15 protein-coding genes are annotated in these 20,393 nt (G+C 71.0%); 7 read left to right on the forward strand and 8 right to left on the reverse strand.

What is annotated here, in order from left to right:
* Positions 1-97 precede the first annotated feature (97 nt).
* Positions 98-1,366, forward strand: coding sequence for an MFS transporter (locus IM697_RS12395; RefSeq protein ID WP_194047527.1), 1,269 nt, complete (start codon positions 98-100; stop codon positions 1,364-1,366).
* A gap of 52 nt (positions 1,367-1,418) precedes the next feature.
* A complete protein-coding gene (pgi, locus tag IM697_RS12400; RefSeq protein ID WP_194047529.1) occupies positions 1,419-3,074 on the forward strand; it encodes a glucose-6-phosphate isomerase in 1,656 nt (551 codons plus the stop codon).
* Between the two features lie 9 nt (positions 3,075-3,083).
* Here pgi and IM697_RS12405 read toward each other — a convergent pair whose 3' ends face one another.
* From IM697_RS12405 to IM697_RS12415, 3 genes are read right to left on the reverse strand one after another with little or no spacing between them, the layout of a single operon-like run.
* Positions 3,084-5,363, reverse strand: a complete 2,280-nt coding sequence (locus IM697_RS12405; protein WP_194047531.1) for an ABC transporter permease — start codon at positions 5,361-5,363, stop codon at positions 3,084-3,086.
* Positions 5,364-5,365: 2 nt separating this feature from the next.
* A complete protein-coding gene (locus tag IM697_RS12410; RefSeq protein ID WP_194047533.1) occupies positions 5,366-6,139 on the reverse strand; it encodes an ABC transporter ATP-binding protein in 774 nt (257 codons plus the stop codon).
* Positions 6,136-6,651, reverse strand: a complete 516-nt coding sequence (locus tag IM697_RS12415) for a PadR family transcriptional regulator (protein ID WP_194047535.1) — start codon at positions 6,649-6,651, stop codon at positions 6,136-6,138. Before IM697_RS12415 ends, IM697_RS12410 begins: the two co-directional genes overlap by 4 nt.
* 126 nt (positions 6,652-6,777) lie before the next feature.
* Here IM697_RS12415 and IM697_RS12420 point away from each other — a divergent pair, with 126 nt between their 5' ends.
* The 5 genes from IM697_RS12420 (at position 6,778) to IM697_RS12440 (ending at position 13,401) form a co-directional block, all read left to right on the forward strand.
* Complete coding sequence (locus IM697_RS12420) at positions 6,778-8,046, forward strand: ABC transporter substrate-binding protein (RefSeq protein WP_194047537.1); 1,269 nt, start codon at positions 6,778-6,780, stop codon at positions 8,044-8,046.
* Between the two features lie 139 nt (positions 8,047-8,185).
* Positions 8,186-9,811 carry a glycoside hydrolase family 13 protein gene (locus IM697_RS12425; protein ID WP_194047539.1) on the forward strand — a complete coding sequence of 542 codons (1,626 nt, stop codon included), beginning with the start codon at positions 8,186-8,188 and terminating at the stop codon, positions 9,809-9,811.
* Positions 9,812-9,862: 51 nt separating this feature from the next.
* Positions 9,863-11,194, forward strand: a complete 1,332-nt coding sequence (locus IM697_RS12430; protein WP_194047541.1) for an ABC transporter substrate-binding protein — start codon at positions 9,863-9,865, stop codon at positions 11,192-11,194.
* 6 nt (positions 11,195-11,200) lie between these two features.
* The gene (locus tag IM697_RS12435) at positions 11,201-12,565 is read left to right on the forward strand and encodes an ABC transporter permease subunit (RefSeq protein WP_194047543.1); all 1,365 of its coding nucleotides are present in this window, start codon (positions 11,201-11,203) and stop codon (positions 12,563-12,565) included.
* Positions 12,562-13,401 (forward strand): carbohydrate ABC transporter permease, encoded by an 840-nt coding sequence (locus tag IM697_RS12440; protein ID WP_194047545.1) that lies wholly within the window; start codon positions 12,562-12,564, stop codon positions 13,399-13,401. The genes IM697_RS12435 and IM697_RS12440 overlap by 4 nt, the downstream gene beginning before the upstream one ends.
* A gap of 53 nt (positions 13,402-13,454) precedes the next feature.
* On the opposite strand, the gene pgl is transcribed toward IM697_RS12440, so the two are convergent.
* From pgl to tkt, 5 genes are read right to left on the reverse strand one after another with little or no spacing between them, the layout of a single operon-like run.
* Positions 13,455-14,237, reverse strand: a complete 783-nt coding sequence (pgl, locus tag IM697_RS12445) for a 6-phosphogluconolactonase (RefSeq protein ID WP_194047547.1) — start codon at positions 14,235-14,237, stop codon at positions 13,455-13,457.
* The gene (gene opcA, locus IM697_RS12450; RefSeq protein WP_194047549.1) at positions 14,234-15,385 is read right to left on the reverse strand and encodes a glucose-6-phosphate dehydrogenase assembly protein OpcA; all 1,152 of its coding nucleotides are present in this window, start codon (positions 15,383-15,385) and stop codon (positions 14,234-14,236) included. Before opcA ends, pgl begins: the two co-directional genes overlap by 4 nt.
* Positions 15,382-16,920: a glucose-6-phosphate dehydrogenase gene (gene zwf / locus IM697_RS12455; RefSeq protein WP_194047551.1), complete on the reverse strand. Its 1,539-nt coding sequence runs from the start codon at positions 16,918-16,920 to the stop codon at positions 15,382-15,384. Before zwf ends, opcA begins: the two co-directional genes overlap by 4 nt.
* Positions 16,921-16,924: 4 nt before the next feature.
* Complete coding sequence (gene tal, locus IM697_RS12460) at positions 16,925-18,043, reverse strand: transaldolase (RefSeq protein ID WP_194047553.1); 1,119 nt, start codon at positions 18,041-18,043, stop codon at positions 16,925-16,927.
* A 34-nt stretch (positions 18,044-18,077) separates the two neighbouring features.
* Positions 18,078-20,165 carry a transketolase gene (gene tkt / locus IM697_RS12465; protein ID WP_194047555.1) on the reverse strand — a complete coding sequence of 696 codons (2,088 nt, stop codon included), beginning with the start codon at positions 20,163-20,165 and terminating at the stop codon, positions 18,078-18,080.
* Between the last annotated feature and the right edge of the window lie 228 nt (positions 20,166-20,393).

The raw sequence follows: 20,393 nt of genomic DNA on the forward strand, positions 1-20,393 counted from the left end.
GTACCACCGGCGGACCCCCGCTCCGGGGCCGATTGTCAGTGGTGCCCTCTACGGTTTGTGTATCGATCTTCTGCATCGATCAGACCGAGGGGGAGCTGTGACGACGGCCGGGACGGCGGCAGTGCGTGCGCCCGCGTGGCGCGGTGGATTCGGACGGCTGTGGAGCGCCGCCGTGCTCTCCAGCTTCGGCGACTCCCTGCGTACGGCCGCCCTGCCGCTCCTCGCCGTGACACTCACCGACCGGCCGCTGCTGGTCGCCGCGGTCACCGCCTGCGGCTATCTGCCGTGGATCGTCTTCGGGCTGCTCGGCGGCGCCGTCGCCGACCGGGTGGACCAGCGGCGCGCGATGTGGACGGTGGACGCGTTACGCGGGCTGCTGGTCGCCGCGTTCGCGGTGGCCGTGGCCCTGGGGCACGCCTCGATCGGCCTGCTCATCGCGCTGGCCTTCACCCTGACCGCGCTGCAGACCCTGTTCGACAACGCCGCCACGGCCCTGCTCCCCGCCCTGGTGGACCGGGACGCGCTCGGCGGCGCGAACGCCCGGCTGATGACCGGGCAGCGGATCGCGGGCGGACTGGTGGGCGGGCCGGCGGTGCCGCTGCTGCTGGCGGCGGGGGCCGCCGTCCCCTTCGCCGCCGACGCCGCCACCTTTCTCGTCGCGGCCGCGCTGGTGGCCTCGCTGCGGACCGAGGCGCCCGACCGGGAGCCCGCACCGGCGGGCAGCACCCTGCGCCGGGAGATCGCGGAGGGACTGCGCACCCTGTGGCGGGACCGGGCGCTGAGAGGCCTGTGCGCCGCCACCGCCCTGTGCAACGTCGGCATGGGCGCCCAGCTCGCCACCCTGGTCGTCCTGGTCACCGGATGGCTGGACGCCGGGCCCGCGGGGTATGCGGCGGCGGGCGCCGGGTTCACCGTCGGCGGCCTGGCCGGGGGAGTGGCCAACGGCAGGATCGTCCGCCGGCTGGGCGAGATCCGGGCCGTGCTGCTCGCCGGTGCGGTGCAGACCGCGGCGCTCGTCGTCATGGGCACCGTGCGCAGCCTGGCCGTGCTGGTGACCGCCCTGGTCGTCTTCGGGCTCATGGGCATGGTGTGGAACGTCAACACGACGACGCTCATGCAGCAGCGCAGCCCCGTCGAACTGCTGGGCCGGGTGGCCTCGGCCTTCCGGACCCTGGCCTTCGCCGGGGTGCCGCTCGGCGCCCTGCTGGGCGGCGCGGTCGCCACCGCCTGGGGCCTGAACACCCCGCCCCTGCTCACGGCCGCCTTCTTCGTGCTCGCCCTCACCGCGCTGATACCCGCGGGCAAGCCGGACGTACCTGTTGTTGCACCGGACGACGACGCGACGACCGCTCATGCCCGGCGCTGATCAACTAGGTTGGACCCGCTGGGACAGGCACGAAAGAAGGCTGAAGTCGGACATGAACGCAGACGGCCGTACCAGGCTCAACCAGATGCCCGAGTGGACCGCGCTGGCCAAGCACCGCGAGGAGCTCGGCGGGGCGCGGCTGCGGGAGCTGTTCGCCGCCGACCCGGGTCGCGGATCGGGGTACACGCTGCAGGTCGGCGACCTGCACATCGACTACTCCAAGCACCTGGTCACCGACGAGACACTGCGGTTGCTGCGGGAGCTGGCCGCCGCGACGGACGTGTTCGGGCTGCGGGACGCCATGTTCCGCGGCGAGAAGATCAACACCACCGAGGGCCGCGCCGTGCTGCACACCGCGCTGCGCGCACCGCGGGAGACGGTGGTCGAGGTCGACGGGGAGAACGTCGTCCCGGGTGTGCACGCGGTCCTCGACAAGATGGCCGGCTTCGCCGAGCGGGTCCGCTCCGGCGCCTGGACCGGCCACACCGGCAGGCGGATCAAGAACGTCGTCAACGTCGGCATCGGCGGCTCCGACCTCGGCCCGGCGATGGCCTACGAGGTGCTGCGCAGCTTCACCGACCGCGACCTCACCGTCCGCTTCGTGTCGAACGTCGACGGCGCCGACCTGCACGAGGCCACGCGTGACCTGGACGCGGCCGAGACGCTGTTCATCATCGCGTCCAAGACGTTCACCACGATCGAGACGATCACCAACGCCACGTCCGCGCGCAACTGGCTCCTCGGCGAGCTGAAGGCGGGGCCGGAAGCCGTCGCCAAGCACTTCGTCGCGCTGTCGACTAATGGTGAGAAGGTCGCCGACTTCGGTATCGACACGGCGAACATGTTCGAGTTCTGGGACTGGGTCGGCGGGCGCTACTCCTACGACTCGGCGATCGGCCTGTCGCTGATGATCGCCATCGGGCCGGACCGCTTCCGGGAGATGCTCGACGGCTTCCGGATCGTCGACGAGCACTTCCGCACCGCGCCCGCCGAGGCCAACGCGCCGCTGCTGCTCGGCCTGTTGGGCATCTGGTACGGCAACTTCCACGACGCCCAGTCGCACGCGGTGCTGCCGTACAGCCACTACCTGTCGAAGTTCACGGCCTATCTGCAGCAGCTGGACATGGAGTCCAACGGCAAGTACGTGGACCGGGACGGGCGGGAGGTCGACTGGCAGACCGGGCCGGTGGTGTGGGGCACGCCGGGCACCAACGGGCAGCACGCCTACTACCAGTTGATCCACCAGGGCACCAAGCTGATCCCGGCGGACTTCATCGGCTTCGCCGAGCCGGTCGCCGAGATGAGCGACGAACTCAAGGCGCAGCACGACCTGTTGATGGCGAACTTCTTCGCGCAGACGCAGGCGCTGGCCTTCGGCAAGACACCGGAAGAGGTGCGTGCCGAGGGGGTGCCGGAGGAGCTGGTGACCCACAAGACGTTCAAGGGCGATCACCCGACGACCACGATCCTCGCGCGCGAGCTGACCCCGTCGGTGCTCGGGCAGTTGATCGCGCTGTACGAGCACAAGGTGTTCGTGCAGGGCGCGGTGTGGAACATCGACTCCTTCGACCAGTGGGGCGTCGAGCTCGGCAAGGTCCTCGCCAAGCGGGTCGAGCCCGCGCTGACCGAGGGCGCGGACGTACCGGGACTGGACGCCTCGACGCGGGCACTCGTCGCCAAGTACCGGGAGCTGCGCGGCCGGCGGTGACGACGTCGCTCAGGCGACCGCGCTCAACGTGTCCGCAAGGCGCCGCCGTGCGGCACGCGCCGCCGGAACCGCGGCGAGCGCGGCCGCACCCGTGACCGCCGCCGCGCCGAACAGCAGCAGAAGCGCGGCGGACGGTCCCTGCGCGATCCCCGCGCCGATGCCGCTCGAACTGCCCTGGTTGTCGATCAGCCAGTGCGCGAGGGGGGTGCCCAGGGCCGTGCCGAGGACGACGGCGGCCAGGGCGGTACAGGCGGTGGAGGTGACGGTGATCGCGGTGATCTGGCGTGGCGACAGGCCGATGGCCTTCAGGGCCAGCAGATCGCGCTCGCCCTCGCGGACCGTGCCGCCGATCGCGGTCAGCAGCTCGATGAGCCCGATGAGGGCCAGGACGACGATCAGGCCGACGACGACTCCGCGCAGCGGCGAGAGACCGTCGGCGGGGTTCGGCACGGCGTGCACGTCCAGCCGGCCGTGACCGGCCTCGGTCAGACGGTCGGCGACCTCGGCCGGGTCCGCGCCGGGGCGCAGCCGCAGCTCGTAGAGGGTGGGGCCGAGGCCGGGGTCGTTCTCGCGGAGGGTGTCGAGGGAGGTGGAGATGACGCGGCCGGCGTTCTCCGGTTCGATGCTGCGGCCCACGATGTGCAGGATCTGCGGCTGGTCGCCGACGGTCATCCGCACCCAGTCGCCGACCTTCACATCCAGCAGCTCCAGCAGCCCCTGCCCGGCCACCGCCTCGTCGCGGCCCTGCGCGGCGCGGCCCTCGGCCAGGGCGTACGGGTAGGGGTCCGCATGGGTGCCGAGCCCGCGCAGGGCGATCGTGGCCGTCTGGCCCGGGACCAGCGCGGCCACCTCGACGCCGGGGTAGGCGGCGGCGACCTGCGGGTCGCGTGCCAGCAGCGCCCGGGTGTCGCGGTCGGCCATACCGGAGGCGTGCACCGTGAGGGCGGTCGGCAGGCCGACCTGCTCGGGCCTGCTGTCGAAGCGCTCGATGGTGGTCCACGCGCTCATCGCCACCACGATCAGCAGCAGCGGCAGCGCGAGCCGCGCGATGGTGGCCGGCGACCGCAGGCGACGGGTGAACGCCCGGTGCCAGCCCAGCACCAGCGCGGGCGGCAGCCCTAGGCCGAGAGCCCGGCGCGCCGCCCCCGACAGCCGCCCGCCGAGCGCAGCCGCCCGCCGCGGCACCGGCACCGGTGGCACCCGCCCCGCCCGCCACGCCGCGAGCCCGGTGGTCGCCCCGATGAACAGCACCGCCCCCACCGGCACCGTGAACAGCGCCACGGTGTGGCCGGGCAGCCCCTGCCACACCCCGACGGCGTCCCCGAGCCGCCCCGGGATGCGGTTGCCCAGGCCCTGGATGACGGCAGCGGCGGCCACGGCACCCAGCAGGGCGTAGGCGAGGTGCTGGAGCAGGAAGACGCGGACCACCTGGCCGGGGGTGAAGCCGATCGCCTTCAGCACCGAGATGTCCCGCAGATGGCCGCGGATCCGGGTGCCGATCGCCCCGTGCACGGCGAGCCCGGCGGCGACCAGCGCGCCCAGCCCGAACAGCCCCAGCACCTGTCCGAGCAGCCGGTTGTCGCCCTGCGCCTCGGCGCGGGCCTGCTTCCAGGTGGAGACCTCGCTGACCGCGCCGGCGCCCAGCACGGTCACGGCGCGCTGCACGGCGTAGTCGGTGTCGTCGGGGTTCGTCAGGCGCAGCCCGATGACCTGGCCGCCCGGGTTGCGCACGGCGGACGGCGGCGCCCAGACCAGGCCCGGCTGCTCGCCCGCCCGGTAGCGCGGCTCGGCGCTGTCGGCGATGCCGAGGACGGTCAGGGTCCGGCCGGTGCCGGGCAGGGTGAGGGTGTCGCCGGGCGCGGCCAGCAGGGCCCGGGCCAGGCGGGTCTCCAGGACCACACCGTCGGGGTCGGCGGGGTCCAGCCAGTGTCCGGAGGTCACGAGCGGGCGGCCGACGGAGGGGCGCTCGGGCATGCCGCGCAGTTCGACGGAGGCGCGGGTGCCCTGGGAGGCCAGGGTGGTGGACGCGGTGGGGTAGGGGCCCGCGACGGACTCGACGCCGTCGACGCCGGTCAGCTTCCCGGTGTCCGCCGAGGCGCCGGTGTGCAGCCAGACGTGCGCTCCGTGCGCCTGGGTGAAGACGCGCTGCCAGGGGTTGGTGGCGTAGCCGAAGAGCGCCGTGGCCAGCAGCAGTGAGACGACGATCCCGGCCGTGGCCAGCACGAGGAACAGCGCCTCGCCGCGGTGAGTGCGCAGATCGGAGTGTGCCCAGCGCAGGGTGGCTCGCATCGTCAGTCCTTGAGCTCCAGCACACCCGAGGTCCCGGGCCGGCGCGGCGGGGTGCCGCCGTCCAGCTCGGCGTCGTCGGCGATGCGGCCGTCGAAGAAGCTGATCACCCGGTCCGCGGCGCTCGCGAGCCGGGCGTCATGTGTGACCAGCACGATCGTCTGGCCGCGCTGGTGGAAGCGGGACAGCAGCCGCATCACCTCGCGGGTGCCCTTGCTGTCCAGGCTGCCGGCGGGTTCGTCGGCCAGCAGCAGGGGCGGCCGGTTCACCAGCGCCCGGGCCAGCGCGACCCGCTGCTGCTCGCCGCCGGACAGCTCGCCCGGCATGCTCCGCTCCTTGCCCGCGAGCCCGAGCTCGGTCAGCAGCTCCGACCGCTCGGCGCGCGCCCGCTTCGGCGGCACGCCGGCCAGCAGGGCGGGCAGCTCCACGTTGTCGGCGACGGACAGGTTGGAGACCAGGTTGAAGAACTGGAAGACGATCCCGATGCGCTTTCTGCGCTCCACCGACCAGCGGGCCTCGCTCCAGCGGTCCGCGCACTCGCCGTCCAGCCAGATGCTCCCGCTGTCCGGGCGCTGCAACCCGCCCAGCAGATGCAGCAGGGTCGACTTGCCGGCACCGGACGGGCCGGTGACGGCCACGAACTCGCCCCGCCGCACGGAAAGATCCACACCGCGCACGGCATGCGCCGGGGCGCCCTCGCCGTAATGCGTCTTGACCAGGCCCTCCGCGCGCAGCGCAGGGCTCTCGGCGCGCAGCCCAGGAGCGGAATCGTCGCTCACTCCAACTCCTCCAGCTCTTCCTGGCACCGCTCCAGCCAGTCGAGGTCGGCCTGCAGGTGCAGCATCGCGCCCTCGATCAGCAGGTGCGCGACGCGGTTGTCCCGGTCCTCGGCGGCGGCCAGCTTCGACAGTTGACGCATGGTGTTCAGGTACTGGCGCCGCTGCTTGTTGATGAGGGCGATCTGGTCGGCGAGACCGGTCTGCGGGGCGAGAGCCAGCTTCATGAAGAACTCGTCCCTCACCCGGGGCTCGTCCTCGGTCTCCTCGAACCAGACGCGCAGCGCCTCACGCCCGGCTTCGGTGAGGTGGTAGACCTTCTTGTTGGGTCGGCTCGACTGCTCGACGTCCTCGCCCTCTATCAGCCCCGATTTCTCGAGACGGCCGAGGGTCACATAGATCTGGCCGACGTTCGGCTGAGGGTACGCGGAGCCCAGCAGTTGCTCAAGGTCCTGCTTCAGCTCGTAGCCGTGCGCCGGGCCGCGCGCCAGCAGGGCCAGGAGGGGCAGCCGCACTCGTGCTCTCCTCCCACATCCCGAGTTAATGTGCCGCAGGCCCTAGTATCGCTCATACCTAACAGGTATACATGGCCTCTGACTCCGGACAAAGATGCCCGGTGCCAGGTGTACAGGGAGGAACCTATGCGGTGGATCCACGCCGCCGGTAGGGGCCTTCTCGTCCTCGTTGTGATCCTGACCGGCTACGTCGCCTCCGGTGCCCGTGCCGACGAGGGTCCGGCGGACGGCAGGGGGCCCTTGACCCTCGCCACCGCCGGGGACCTCACGGGCTATCTCGGCTCCGTCCTGGAGGGCTGGAACCGCACCCACCCCGACGAGCGGGTCACCCTCGTCGAGCTGCCCGACTCCGCCGATGAGACCCACGCGCAGATGACCACCGACCTGCGCGGCGGCGACCGCAGCCGCTTCGACATCCTCAACATCGACGTCAGCTGGACCTCGGAGTTCGCGGCGCACGGCTGGATCCGCCCGCTCGCGCGCGACCGCTTCCCGCTGGACACCTTCCTGCCACCGGTCGTGGACACGGCGACCTACGACGGACGGCTGTACGCGGTCCCGTACGTCACCAACGCCGGCCTGCTCCTCTACCGCAAGGACATCCTCGCCAAGGAGGGCGTCGACCCGCCGCGCACCTGGGCCGAACTGGAGAAACAGGCCAAGACCATCGCCCCGCGGTACGGCCTGGACGGTTACGCCGGCCAGTTCCTGCCGTACGAGGGACTCACCGTCAACGCCGCGGAGGCCGTCTACTCGGCGGGCGGCTCGATCCTCGGCGGCGAGGGCGAGCGCGTCACCGTGAACTCCACGGCGGCCCGCGACGGCATCGGCTTCCTCGCCCGGGGCGTACGCGAGGGCTGGATCCCGAGGCGGGCGCTGACCTACAAGGAGGAGGAGTCCAAGCAGGCATTCCAGGACGGCCGCCTGCTCTTCCTCCGCAACTGGCCGTACGCCTATGTCGTCGCGTCGGCCAAGGGCTCGCCGGTCGCCGGGAAGATCGGCGCCGTCCCGCTGCCGGGGCCGGACGGGCCCGGGACGAGCGTGCTGGGCGGCTCCAACCTGGCCGTCAGCACCTACACCGAGCACCCCGACTCCGCCGCGCGGCTGCTCGCGTATCTGACCAGCGAGCGCGTCCAGCGCCAGGTGCTGACGCGCGGCGCGCTGCCGCCCGTACGGGCCGACCTGTACGAGGATCCGGCACTGATCCGGCGGTTCCCGTATCTGCCGACCCTGCGCGAGAGCGTGCTCACGGCCGCGCCGCGCCCCAAGAGCCCGCGCTACGACCAGGTCAGCCTGGTGGTGCAGGCGGTCGTGCACGACGCGATGACCGGGCGTGAGACGCCCGCGGCTGCGGTGCGGCGGCTGGCGCGTGAGCTCGACGCCATCGCGCGCTGAGTAGTTACCTGTTAAGTAACGGCAGCATCTCATCCTCCTCAATTCTGCCCTTCTATGTCCGAGTTTGCCCGGTCAACCGTTCGGTAGCTTGCGGCCAGTTCATTGACACCCTCCCGAAACTGCTACTTAACATGCATGCATGCTGAGTAAGTACCACTGGTGGCGTGACGCGGTGATCTACCAGGTCTACGTCCGCAGCTTCCTCGACAGCACCGGCGACGGCGTCGGCGATCTCGCCGGGGTCCGGGCGGGGCTGCCGTATCTGAAGAAGCTCGGGGTCGACGGGATCTGGCTGAGCCCGTTCTATCCCTCGCCGCAGCACGACCACGGCTACGACGTCGCCGACTACTGCGACGTGGACCGGCTCTTCGGCGACCTCGCCGAGTTCGACCTGCTGGTCGCGGCGGCCCGGCGGCTCGGGATCAAGGTGCTGCTCGACATCGTCCCCAACCACTGCTCCAGCGAGCACCCGTGGTTCGAGGAGGCGCTGGCCGCCGAGCCCGGCAGCGCGGCCCGCGCCCGCTTCCACTTCGCCGACGGCCGGGGGACCGACGGCGCGGAGCCGCCCAACAACTGGCACTCCATGTTCGGCGGCCCGGCCTGGAGCCGGGTGACCGAGGCGGACGGCCGGCCCGGCCAGTGGTACCTGCACATGTTCGCGCCCGAGCAGCCCGACTGGAACTGGCGCAACCCCGAGATCGGCGCCGAGTTCGACCGCATCCTGCGCTTCTGGCTGGACCGGGGCATCGACGGCTTCCGCATCGACGTCGCCGCCGGCCTCTTCAAGCACCCTGAGCTGCCCGACTCCGACGACCCGGAGGCCGACGCCCGCACCCGTGACTCGGTCAACGCGCTCGCCTGGAACCAGCCCGAGGTGCACGAGGTGTGGCGCCAGTGGCGCTCCATATGCGAGGAGTACACCGCCCGCGACGGCCGTGAGCGCCTCCTCGTCGGCGAGGTGTCCGTGCCGACCGCCCGCGAGCACGCCCAGTACGTCCGTTCCGACGAACTCCACCAGGCCTTCTTCTTCGACCTGCTCAGCGCCCCCTGGGAGGCCGGCGCCTTCCGCAAGGTCATCTCCGAGGCCATGCAGGACATCGCCGGCACCGGCTCGACGGTCACCTGGGTCCTCAACAACCACGACCAGGTCCGCACCGTCACCCGCTACGGCGAACCCGCCACCGAAGGCAGCGGACTCGGCGCCGCCCGCGCCCGCGCCGCCGCGCTGCTGATGCTGGCGCTGCCCGGCGCCGCGTACATCTACCAGGGCGAGGAACTGGGCCTGCCCGAGGTCGTCGACCTGCCCGACGACGTGCTCACCGACCCGATCTTCCGCCGCACCGGAAGCCGCGCCCGCATCCGCGACGGCTGCCGGGTGCCGCTGCCCTGGTCCGGTCAGGCGTCGCCGTTCGGCTTCACCTCGGGTGCCGAGAGCGCCAAGCCCTGGCTGCCGCAGCCCGAGTACTTCGCCGAGTACGCCACCGACCGCGCCCTCGCCGACACCCGCTCCTTCTGGCACCTGTACCGCGACGGCCTCCAACTGCGCGCCGCCCTGCCCCAGTTGGGCGAGGGAACGCTGACCTGGCTGGACGGCGCGCCCGGCGTCCTGGCCTTCGTCCGCGGCGACGGCCTCGTCTGCGCCGTCAACTTCGGTACGGCGCCCACCCCCGCGCCCGTCTCCGGCACCCCGCTGCTGTCCAGCGGCCCCTGCCCGGCCGGCGTCCTGCCCGGCTCCACGGCGGCCTGGTGGATCAACGACCGCTGAACACCCCGAACCGATCTCCGTCAACTCCCCATCCCCGAAGGAACATCAACGATGATGCGACGACGTACGACCCTGCTCACCGGCTGCACCGCTCTCGTCCTAGCACTCGGCGCGACCGCCTGCGGCGGCGGACCCGTCTCCGCGGGCGGCGGCGACAAGGCGCTCAGCGGCCAGACGGTCACCGTGGCGGGTGTCTGGTCCGGCAGTGAGCAGAAGAACTTCCAGAAGGTGCTGGACGCGTTCACCGAGAAGACCGGCGCCAAGACCCAGTTCGTCTCCACCGGGGACAACGTCTCCACCGTCGTCGGCAGCAAGATCGAGGGCGGCAACGCCCCCGACGTCGTGATGGTCCCGCAGGTCGGCGTCCTGAAGCAGTTCGCGGACAGCGGCTGGCTCAAGCCGCTGTCCGGCGCCGCCCAGAAGTCCGTGGACACCAACTTCGCACCCGTGTGGAAGAACTACGGCAGCGTCGACGGCACCCTCTACGGCCTCTACTTCAAGGCCGCCCACAAGTCGACCGTCTGGTACAGCCCCGACGCCCTCGCCCAGGCGGGCGTCGAGCCGCCGAAGACGTACGACGCCATGCTGAAGGCCGGGCAGACCGTCTCCGACTCGGGACTGGCCGCCTTCGCGGTGGCCGGGCAGGACGGCTGGACGCTGACCGACTGGTTCGAGAACGTCTATCTCTCCCAGGCCGGGCCCGAGAAGTACGACGCGCTCGCCGCGCACAAGCTCAAGTGGACCGACCCCTCCGTCGTCGAGGCGCTCACCACCCTCGGCAAGCTGTTCAAGGACAAGCAGCTCATCGCGGGCGGCCAGAAGGGCGCCCTGAACACCGACTTCCCCGGCTCGGTGGAGAAGGTGTTCGGCCCGAAGCCCGAGGCCGGCATGGTCTACGAGGGCGACTTCGTCGCGGGCGTCGCCAAGGACCAGTTCGGCAAGAAGATCGGCGAGGACGCGAACTTCTTCCCCTTCCCCGCCGTCGGCGGCGGCAAGGCGCCCGTGGTCAGCGGCGGTGACGCGGCCGTCGTCCTGAAGGACGGCAAGAACGCCAAGGCCGGCATGGCGCTGCTGGAGTACCTGGCGACACCGGAGGCCGCGGCGGTGTGGGCTGAGGCCGGCGGCTTCCTGTCCCCGAACAAGAACGTCGACCTCGCCTCGTACGGCGACGACGTCACCCGCGCGACCGCCAAGTCCCTCGTCTCCGCGGGCGACTCGGTCCGCTTCGACATGTCCGACCAGGCCCCGGCCGCGTTCGGCGGCACCAAGGGCGCCGGCGAGTGGAAGCTGCTGCAGGACTTCCTGCGCGACCCGTCGGATGCGAAGGGGACCGCGGCGAAGCTGGAGGCCGCGGCGGCCAAGGCGTACCAGGGCCAGGGCTGACCCGATATGACCGCCACTCTCCTGAAAGAGGCGAGCCCGGGGGCCGCCGTGGGCGCCGGCAGGGAACGTGCCCGGCGTTCGCGGCGGCGCGCGCGGATCGTCGCCCTGCTCTTCGTCTTCCCCGCGCTGCTCCTGCTGGGCGCACTCGTCGTCTACCCCGTCCTGTTCTCCGTCGGACGGAGCTTCTTCGACGCCTCCGGCACCCGGTTCGTGGGCGGCGAGAACTATGCCGAGATGTTCCGCGACCCGGCCACCCTCAAGGCCATCCGCAACACCACGATCTGGGTCGTCGTGGCCCCGGCCCTGCTCACCGGCCTCGGTCTGATCCTGGCCGTGCTGGTGGAGAAGGTCCGCTGGGCGACCGCGTTCAAGCTGCTGCTGTTCATGCCGATGGCCGTGTCCTTCCTCGCCGCCGGCATCATCTTCCGCCTCGCCTACGACGAGGACCCCGACAAGGGCGTGCTGAACGCCGCCGTCGTCTCCGTGCACGACGCCTTCAAGGGCACGCCGGCCTACCCGACGGCCCGGGCGCGCGACGGGCAGGGCCTGACGAAGGACGAGGACGGCTCGTACCGCACGAGCGCGAACGTGTCGCCGGGACAGACGCTCACGCTGGGCCTGGTCGGCGTCCTGCCCGCGGATCTGCCCGACGGCGCCGGGCCGGCGTACCGGGCGGCCGGGCAGCAGGCCGGACCCGGCGAGCTGCGCGGGGTGGTGTACCTCGACTTCACGCCCGGCGGGGGAGGGGAGCAGGGCAAGGTCGACCGGCGGGAGAGCGGGCTGCCCCAGATGCAGGTGGAGGCGGTGCGGGCCGGGAAGACGGTTGCCACGGCGACCACCGCGTCCGACGGGTCCTTCCGCTTCGACCACCTGGCCGACGGCCCGTACACGGTGAAGCTGCCCGCCTCGAACTTCGCCGCCCCCTACGAGGGCGTCTCCTGGCTCGGACCCACGCTCGTCACACCGGCGATCATCGGGGCGTACCTGTGGATCTGGACGGGCTTCGCGATGGTCCTGATCGGCGCGGGCCTGTCGACACTGCCCCGGGACGCGCTGGAGGCGGCGCGGATGGACGGCGCGAACGAGTGGCAGATCTTTAGGCGGATCACCGTGCCGCTGCTGGCACCGGTCCTCACGGTCGTCTTCATCACCCTCGTCATCAACGTGATGAAGGTCTTCGACCTCGTCTACATCATCGCGCCGGGACCGGTGCAACAGGACGCGACCGTGCTCGCGACACAGATGTGGCTGGTGTCGTTCGGCGGCGGCAACAACCAGGGCCTGGGCAGTGCGCTGGGCGTGCTTCTGCTGCTGCTCGTCATCCCCGCCATGGTCTTCAACGTCCGCCGCTTTCGAAGGAGTCAGCGATGAACGCGGTCAGGCGACACCTGGGCAACACACTGGTCCAGGCGTTTCTGGTGGTGATCGGGCTGGTCTGGCTGACACCGCTCGCCGGGCTGTTCGTGTCGTCGCTGCGCACCGCCCAGGACACGGCGAACGGCGGCTGGTGGACGGTGTTCACCAGCCCCGCCCAGCTCTCCTTCGACAACTACTCGGCGCTGCTGGGCAACGCCGGGATCACCCAGGCCTTCTTCAACACCGTGCTGATCTCGGTGCCGGCGACCGGGCTGGTGGTCGTCCTCGCCGCCCTCGCCGGGTACGCCTTCGCATGGCTGGACTTCCCCGGTCGCGAGGCGATCTTCCTGGTCGTCGTGGCGCTGCTCGTGGTGCCCGTGCAGATCGGACTGCTCCCGGTCGCCAAACTCTTCGGCCAGCTCGGCCTGTTCGGCACGATCCCCGGCGTCGTCCTCTTCCACGTCGCCTACGGCCTGCCGTTCGCGGTGTTCCTGCTGCGCAACTACTTCGCCGAGATGCCGAAGGAGATGCTGGAGGCGGCCCGCATGGACGGCGGCAGCGAGTGGCGGATCTTCACCCGTCTGGTGCTCCCGGTGGGCCGCCCGGCGATCGCCTCCCTGGCCATCTTCCAGTTCCTGTGGGTGTGGAACGACATGCTGGTGGCCCTGCTCTTCGCCGACAGCGCCTCACAGCCGCTGACCGTGGCACTCCAGTCGCAGATCCGGCAGTTCGGCAGCAACATCGACGTACTGGCACCCGGGGCGTTCGTGTCGCTGGTCGTACCCGTGGTGGTGTTCTTCGCCTTCCAACGGCACTTCGTGCAGGGCGTGATGGCGGGATCGGTGAAGTAGCGCAGACGATTCGGGCCCCCGCTTCAGGAGAGAAGCGGGGGCCCGAAAGGCGTTCAGGCGGACGCCGGCGGATACAGCGACCTCGGCAGCTGCGACGCCGCTGCCGCGTCCAGGAGCCACAGGGTTCTGGAGCGGCCGTACGCCCCCGCCGCCGGGGCCTGGATCTCGCCCGCGCCCGACAGGGCGATCGCCGCGGCCCGGGCCTTGTCCTCGCCCGCCGCCAGCAGCCACACCTCACGCGCCGCCCGGATCGCGGGGAGCGTGAGAGTGACCCGGGTCGGGGGCGGCTTCGGGGCGCCGTGCACTCCGACGACCGTGCGCTGGGTCTCCCGTACCGCGGGGAGTTCCGGGAACAGGGAGGCGACGTGGGTGTCGGGCCCCACGCCCAGCATCAGGACGTCGAAGGTGGGGACCGAGCCGTGGTTCTCGGGGCCCGCCGCCCTGGCCAGTTCCTCCGCGTAGGCGGCAGCGGCCGCCTCCACGTCCGTGCCGAACGGGCCGTCCGAGGCGGGCATGGCGTGCACCCGCTTCGGATCCAGCGGGACCGAGTCCAGCAGGGCCTCGCGGGCCTGTGTGACATTGCGGTCCGGGTCGGCCTCGGGGAGGAAGCGCTCGTCGCCCCACCACAGGTCCAGCCGGCCCCAGTCGATCGCGTCCCGCGCGGGCGCGGCCGCCAGCGCGGCCAGCAGGCCGTTGCCGTTGCGGCCGCCGGTGAGGACCACCGACGCCGAGCCCCGGGAGGCCTGCGCGTCCACGATCTTCGTGATCAGCCGCGCCGCCGCGGCCTGCGCCATCAGCTCCTTGTCGCGGTGCACGACGAGCTGCGGAGTACTCACTTCGCCGCCGCCTTCTTCAACGGTTCCTGCGCCTGCGCTTTCTGCGCATCGGCTTCGCCGGAAGACTCGGCCGCCGCTCCTTTGGCCGGAGACTCCGCGGGACTCGGGGATTCTCCTTTGGCCGGCGACTCCTCGGCCCTGGCCACCGCGGCCTCCGCCAGCGCCACGGCCTGCACGGCCTTGGCCACGGCGGCCTCCGCGCCGCGAACCGATGCGGCCGGCGCCGCGTTCAGCCGCTCCACGCCGAACCGCAGTGCCGACGCGTAGGTGTCGTCCGGGTCCAGCCGGCGCAGCTCCTCCGCGATCAGCTCGGCCGTCTCCCGGCGCTTCAGCGCCACCGCACGGTCCGGCTGGCCCTGGATGGAGAGGGTCGCCAGGGAGCCGTCCGCCCGGTCGAGCGTGATCGGACCGCAGTCGGTGTCCATGCGGACCGCCGTCAGGCCCGGGCCCGACGACAGCGACCGCTTCACGGGGACGTCCAGCCGGTCCGCGAGCCACATCGCCAGCAGCTCACAGCTCGGGTTGAACTCCTCGCCCTCCACCTCGACGGCCCGCACCTCGCAGACCACCTGGTCCAGAGCCGCCGCGAGCATCGAGCGCCAGGGCGTGATCCGGGTCCAGGACAGATCCGTGTCGCCCGGGGTGTAGGTGTCGGCGCGGGACGACAGCTCCCGCACCGGCTGCTCCGAGGCGTAGGTGTCGGTCACCCGGCGCTGGGCCAGCGCGCCCAGCGGGTCGTTCGCCGGGTCGAGCGGCGCGTTCACCGGCCACCACACCACCACCGGGGCGTCCGGCAGGAGCAGCGGAAGGACGACGGACTGCGCGTGGTCGGACACCTCGCCGTACAGCCGCAGGACGACCGTCTCGCCGGTGCCCGCGTCCGCGCCCACCCGCACCTCGGCGTCCAGCCGGGACTGGGTACGGTCGCGGGGCGAGCGCGAGACGCGCTTGATGACCACCAGGGTGCGCGAGGGGTGCTCGTGCGAGGCGTCGCCGGCGGCCTTCAGGGCGTCGTACGCGTTCTCCTCGTCCGTGACGATGACCAGCGTGAGCACCATGCCGACGGCCGGCGTGCCGATGGCCCGGCGACCCTGCACCAGTGCCTTGTTGATCTTGCTGGCCGTGGTGTCCGTGAGGTCTATCTTCATGGCCGGCGCCAGCTCCGTCCCTCTCGTGCGAGCATTTCGTCCGCCTCGACGGGGCCCCACGTACCGGCCGGGTACTGCGCCGGGTTGCCGTGCGTGTCCCAGTACTCCTCGATCGGGTCGAGGATCTTCCAGGACAACTCGACCTCCTCGGTGCGCGGGAAGAGGTTGGAGTCACCGAGCAGGACGTCGAGGATCAGTCGCTCGTACGCCTCGGGCGAGGACTCCGTGAAGGACTCGCCGTAGGCGAAGTCCATCGACACGTCCCGGATCTCCATCGAGGTGCCCGGCACCTTGGAACCGAAGCGGACCGTGACGCCCTCGTCGGGCTGGACGCGGATCACGATCGCGTTCTGGCCCAGCTCCTCCGTGGCCGTCGTGTCGAACGGGGAGTGCGGCGCCCGCTGGAAGACGACCGCGATCTCGGTGACCCGGCGGCCGAGGCGCTTGCCGGTGCGCAGATAGAAGGGGACGCCCGCCCAGCGGCGGTTGTCGATCGACAGCTTGATCGCGGCGTAGGTGTCGGTCTTCGACTCGGCGTCGATGCCCTCCTCCTGGAGGTACCCGACCGCCTTCTCGCCGCCCTGCCAGCCGGCCGCGTACTGCCCGAACACCGTGTCGCGGCCGAGGTCCCTGGGCAGCCTGACCGCCCCGAGCACCTTGGTCTTCTCCGCCGCCAGCGCGTCCGCGTCGAAGGAGGCGGGCTCCTCCATGGCCGTCAGGGCCAGCAGCTGCAGGAGGTGGTTCTGGATGACGTCACGGGCGGCGCCGATGCCGTCGTAGTAGCCGGCCCGGCCGCCGATGCCGATGTCCTCGGCCATGGTGATCTGCACATGGTCCACGAAGGACCGGTTCCAGATCGGCTCGAACATCGTGTTGGCGAACCGCAGCGCCAGGATGTTCTGGACGGTCTCCTTGCCCAGGTAGTGGTCGATCCGGAAGACCTGGTCCGGGGCGAAGACCTCGTGGACGACCTTGTTGAGCTCCTCGGCGGAGGCCAGGTCGTGGCCGAACGGCTTCTCGATGACCGCGCGGCGCCAGGAGTTGCTCGTCTGGTCGGCGAGGCCGTGCTTCTTGAGCTGCTGGATGACCACCGGGAAGGAGCGCGGCGGCACCGAGAGGTAGAAGGCGAAGTTGCCGCCCGTGCCCTGGGCCTTGTCCAGCTCCTCGATGGTGGCGCGCAGCCGCTCGAAGGCATCGTCGTCGTCGAAGGTGCCCTGCACGAAGCGCATGCCCTGGATGAGCTGCTGCCAGACCTCCTCGCGGAAGGGCGTGCGGGCGTGGGCCTTGACCGCGTCGTGGACCTCCTGCGCGAAGTCCTCGTGGGCCCACTCGCGGCGGGCGAAGCCGACCAGCGAGAAGCCCGGCGGCAGCAGACCCCGGTTGGCGAGGTCGTAAACGGCCGGCATCAGCTTCTTACGTGACAAATCGCCCGTAACGCCGAAGATCACCAGGCCCGACGGCCCCGCGATACGCGGGAGCCGTCGGTCGGCGGCGTCACGAAGCGGGTTCGCTTCCGTGACGGTGAAGGGTGGCAAGGGATCAGCCCTCCGAGGGGGCGAGGCGCTCCAGCTCCGCCTCGGTCGACTTCAGCAGGTCGTTCCAGGACGCCGCGAACTTCTCGACGCCCTCGTCCTCCAGCAGCTGCACCACGTCGTCGTACGAGATCCCGAGCTTCTCGACCGCGTCGAGGTCGGCGCGGGCCTGCGCGTAGGTGCCGGCGATGGAGTTGCCGGTGATCTCGCCCTTCTCCTCCGTGGCCTGGAGGGTGGCCTCGGGCATGGTGTTGACCGTGTTCGGCGCCACCAGGTCGTCGACGTACAGGGTCGGCTTGTAGGCCGGGTCCTTCACGCCGGTCGAGGCCCACAGCGGACGCTGCTTGTTGGCGCCCGCGTTCTCCAGCACGCTCCAGCGATCGGAGGCGAACACCTCCTCGTACGCCTGGTAGGCGAGGCGCGCGTTGGCCACGCCGGCCTTGCCGCGCGCGGCCTTGGCCTCGTCGGTGCCGAGCGCGTCGATGCGCTTGTCGATCTCGGTGTCCACGCGGGAGACGAAGAAGGACGCCACGGAGCGGATCAGCGACAGGTCGAGCCCGCGCTCCTTGGCCTTCTCCAGACCGGACAGGTAGGCGTCCATGACCTCGCGGTAGCGCTCCAGCGAGAAGATCAGCGTGACGTTGACGCTGATGCCGAGGCCGATGACCTCGGTGATCGCCGGAAGACCCGCCTTGGTGGCCGGGATCTTGATCAGGGTGTTGGGACGGTCGACCAGCCAGGCCAGCTGCTTGGCCTCGGCGACGGTCGCACGGGTGTGGTGCGCGAGCCGCGGGTCGACCTCGATGGAGACCCGGCCGTCCTGGCCGCCGGTGGCGTCGAAGACCGGGCGCAGGATGTCGGCGGCGTCCCGGACGTCCGCCGTGGTGATCATGCGGATCGCCTCTTCGACGGTGACCTTGCGGGCGGCGAGGTCGGCGACCTGCTGCTGGTAGCCGTCACCGCTGCTGATCGCCTTCTGGAAGATCGTCGGGTTGGTGGTGACACCGACGACGTGCTGCTGGTCGATCAGCTCGGCGAGGTTGCCGGACGTGATGCGCTGGCGCGACAGGTCGTCCAGCCAGATCGCGACGCCTTCCTCGGAGAGGCGCTTCAGAGCGTCTGTCATGGAAAATCAAACTCCTACGTGTCGTATATGAGCGTCAGCGCTGGGCCGCGGCGAGGGATTCCCGCGCGGCGGCAGCCACGTTCTCGGCAGTGAAGCCGTACTCCCGGAAAAGGACCTTGCCGTCGGCCGAAGCACCGAAGTGCTCCAGGGAAACGATGCGACCCGCGTCCCCGACGTACTTGTGCCAGGTCAGACCGATACCGGCCTCCACCGCGACCCGCGCCTTGACGGCCGGCGGCAGAACGCTGTCCCGGTACCCCTGGTCCTGCTCCTCGAACCACTCCACCGACGGCATCGACACCACCCGCGTCGGCACGCCGGAGGCCTGGAGCTGCTCGCGCGCCTCGACGGCGACGTGCACCTCGGAACCGGTCGCGATGAGGACGACCTGCGGCTCGCCACCGTCGGCCTCGAACATCACGTAACCACCGCGCGCGGCGTCCTCGTTGGCCTCGTACGTCGGCACGCCCTGACGGGTCAGCGCCAGCCCGTGCGGGGCGCCCTTGCCGAACTCCTTGGTGTAGCGCTTGAGGATCTCGCGCCAGGCGATCGCCGTCTCGTTGGCGTCGGCCGGGCGGACCACGTTCAGCCCCGGAATCGCGCGCAGGGACGCGAGGTGCTCGATCGGCTGGTGGGTGGGGCCGTCCTCACCGAGGCCGATGGAGTCGTGCGTCCACACGTACGTCACCGGCAGGTGCATCAGCGCCGACAGCCGCACGGAGTTGCGCATGTAGTCGGAGAACACCAGGAAGGTGCCGCCGTAGACACGGGTGTTGCCGTGCAGCGCGATGCCGTTCATCTCCGCGGCCATGGAGTGCTCGCGGATGCCGAAGTGGATCGTGCGGCCGTACGGGTCCGCCTCCGGCAGCGGGTTGTCCGCCGGGAGGAACGACGACGTCTTGTCGATCGTCGTGTTGTTGGAGCCGGCCAGGTCGGCCGAGCCGCCCCACAGCTCCGGGACGACCGCGCCGAGCGCCTGGAGGATCTTGCCGGACGCGGCACGCGTCGCGACACCCTTGCCGGGCTCGAAGACCGGGAGCTTCTCCTCCCAGCCGGTGGGCAGCTCGCCCTTGCTGATCCGGTCGAACTCGGCGGCCCGCTCGGGGTTGTTGTCCCGCCAGAGCTGGAAGGACTTCTCCCACTCGGCCTTCGCCTCGGCACCGCGCTCCAGGGCCTTGCGGGTGTGGGCGATGACCTCGTCGGTGACCTCGAAGGACTGCTCCGCGTCGAAGCCGAGGACGCGCTTGGTGGCCGCGACCTCGTCGTCGCCGAGCGCCGAGCCGTGGGCGGCCTCGGTGTTCTGCGCGTTCGGGGCCGGCCAGGCGATGATCGAGCGCATCGCGATGAAGGACGGCCTGTCCGTCACCTTCTTCGCTTCCTCGATCGCGTTGTAGATGGCGTGCGGGTCCAGATCGCCGTCCGGCTTCGGGGCGATCCGCTGCACATGCCAGCCGTACGCCTCGTACCGCTTGACGGTGTCCTCGGAGACGGCCGTCTCGGTGTCGCCCTCGATCGAGATGTGGTTGTCGTCCCACAGCAGGATCAGGTTGCCGAGCTTCTGGTGACCGGCCATCGAGGAGGCCTCGGCGGAGATGCCCTCCTGGAGGCAGCCGTCACCGGCGATGCAGTAGATGTAGTGGTCGAAGGGGGAGGCGCCCTCGGCGGCCTCCGGGTCGAACAGACCGCGCTCGTAGCGGGCGGCCATCGCCATGCCCACGGCGTTGGCGACACCCTGGCCCAGCGGGCCGGTCGTCGTCTCCACGCCCACGGTGTGGCCGTACTCCGGGTGACCGGGGGTCTTCGAACCCCACGTCCGAAACGCCTTCAGATCGTCCAGCTCCAGGCCGAAACCGGCCAGGTACAGCTGGGTGTAGAGAGTCAGGGACGAGTGGCCGGCGGACAGCACGAAGCGGTCGCGCCCGACCCATTCGGCGTCCGCCGGGTCGTGCCGCATCACCTTCTGGAAGAGGGTGTACGCGGCGGGCGCCAGGCTCATCGCCGTACCCGGATGGCCGTTGCCGACCTTCTGTACGGCGTCGGCGGCCAGGACGCGGGCGGTATCGACGGCCCGCTGGTCCAACTCGGTCCACTCGAGGTCTGTGGTGGTCGGCTTGGTGCTCACCCTGGGTCAGGGCTCCTCTCCACATGTCACGCATGTCGAATGCCGGTGCACGGGGCGCCCCGGCCGTGGTCGAGCCTACCCCCGTAGGTACGTGCGTCTTTTCGAGTCATTCCAGACTGCCGGGACTCTCACCGATGCGCCTCCCCACCGGGCTGGATCGCATTCGGCAACTGAATACGCAGCCGCTCGTCCGAGTGCTCAACAGAGAGCCGACCGGCTCTGCCGATG

The organism is Streptomyces ferrugineus, assembly GCF_015160855.1.
GTDB classification, from domain to species: Bacteria; Actinomycetota; Actinomycetes; order Streptomycetales; family Streptomycetaceae; genus Streptomyces; species Streptomyces ferrugineus.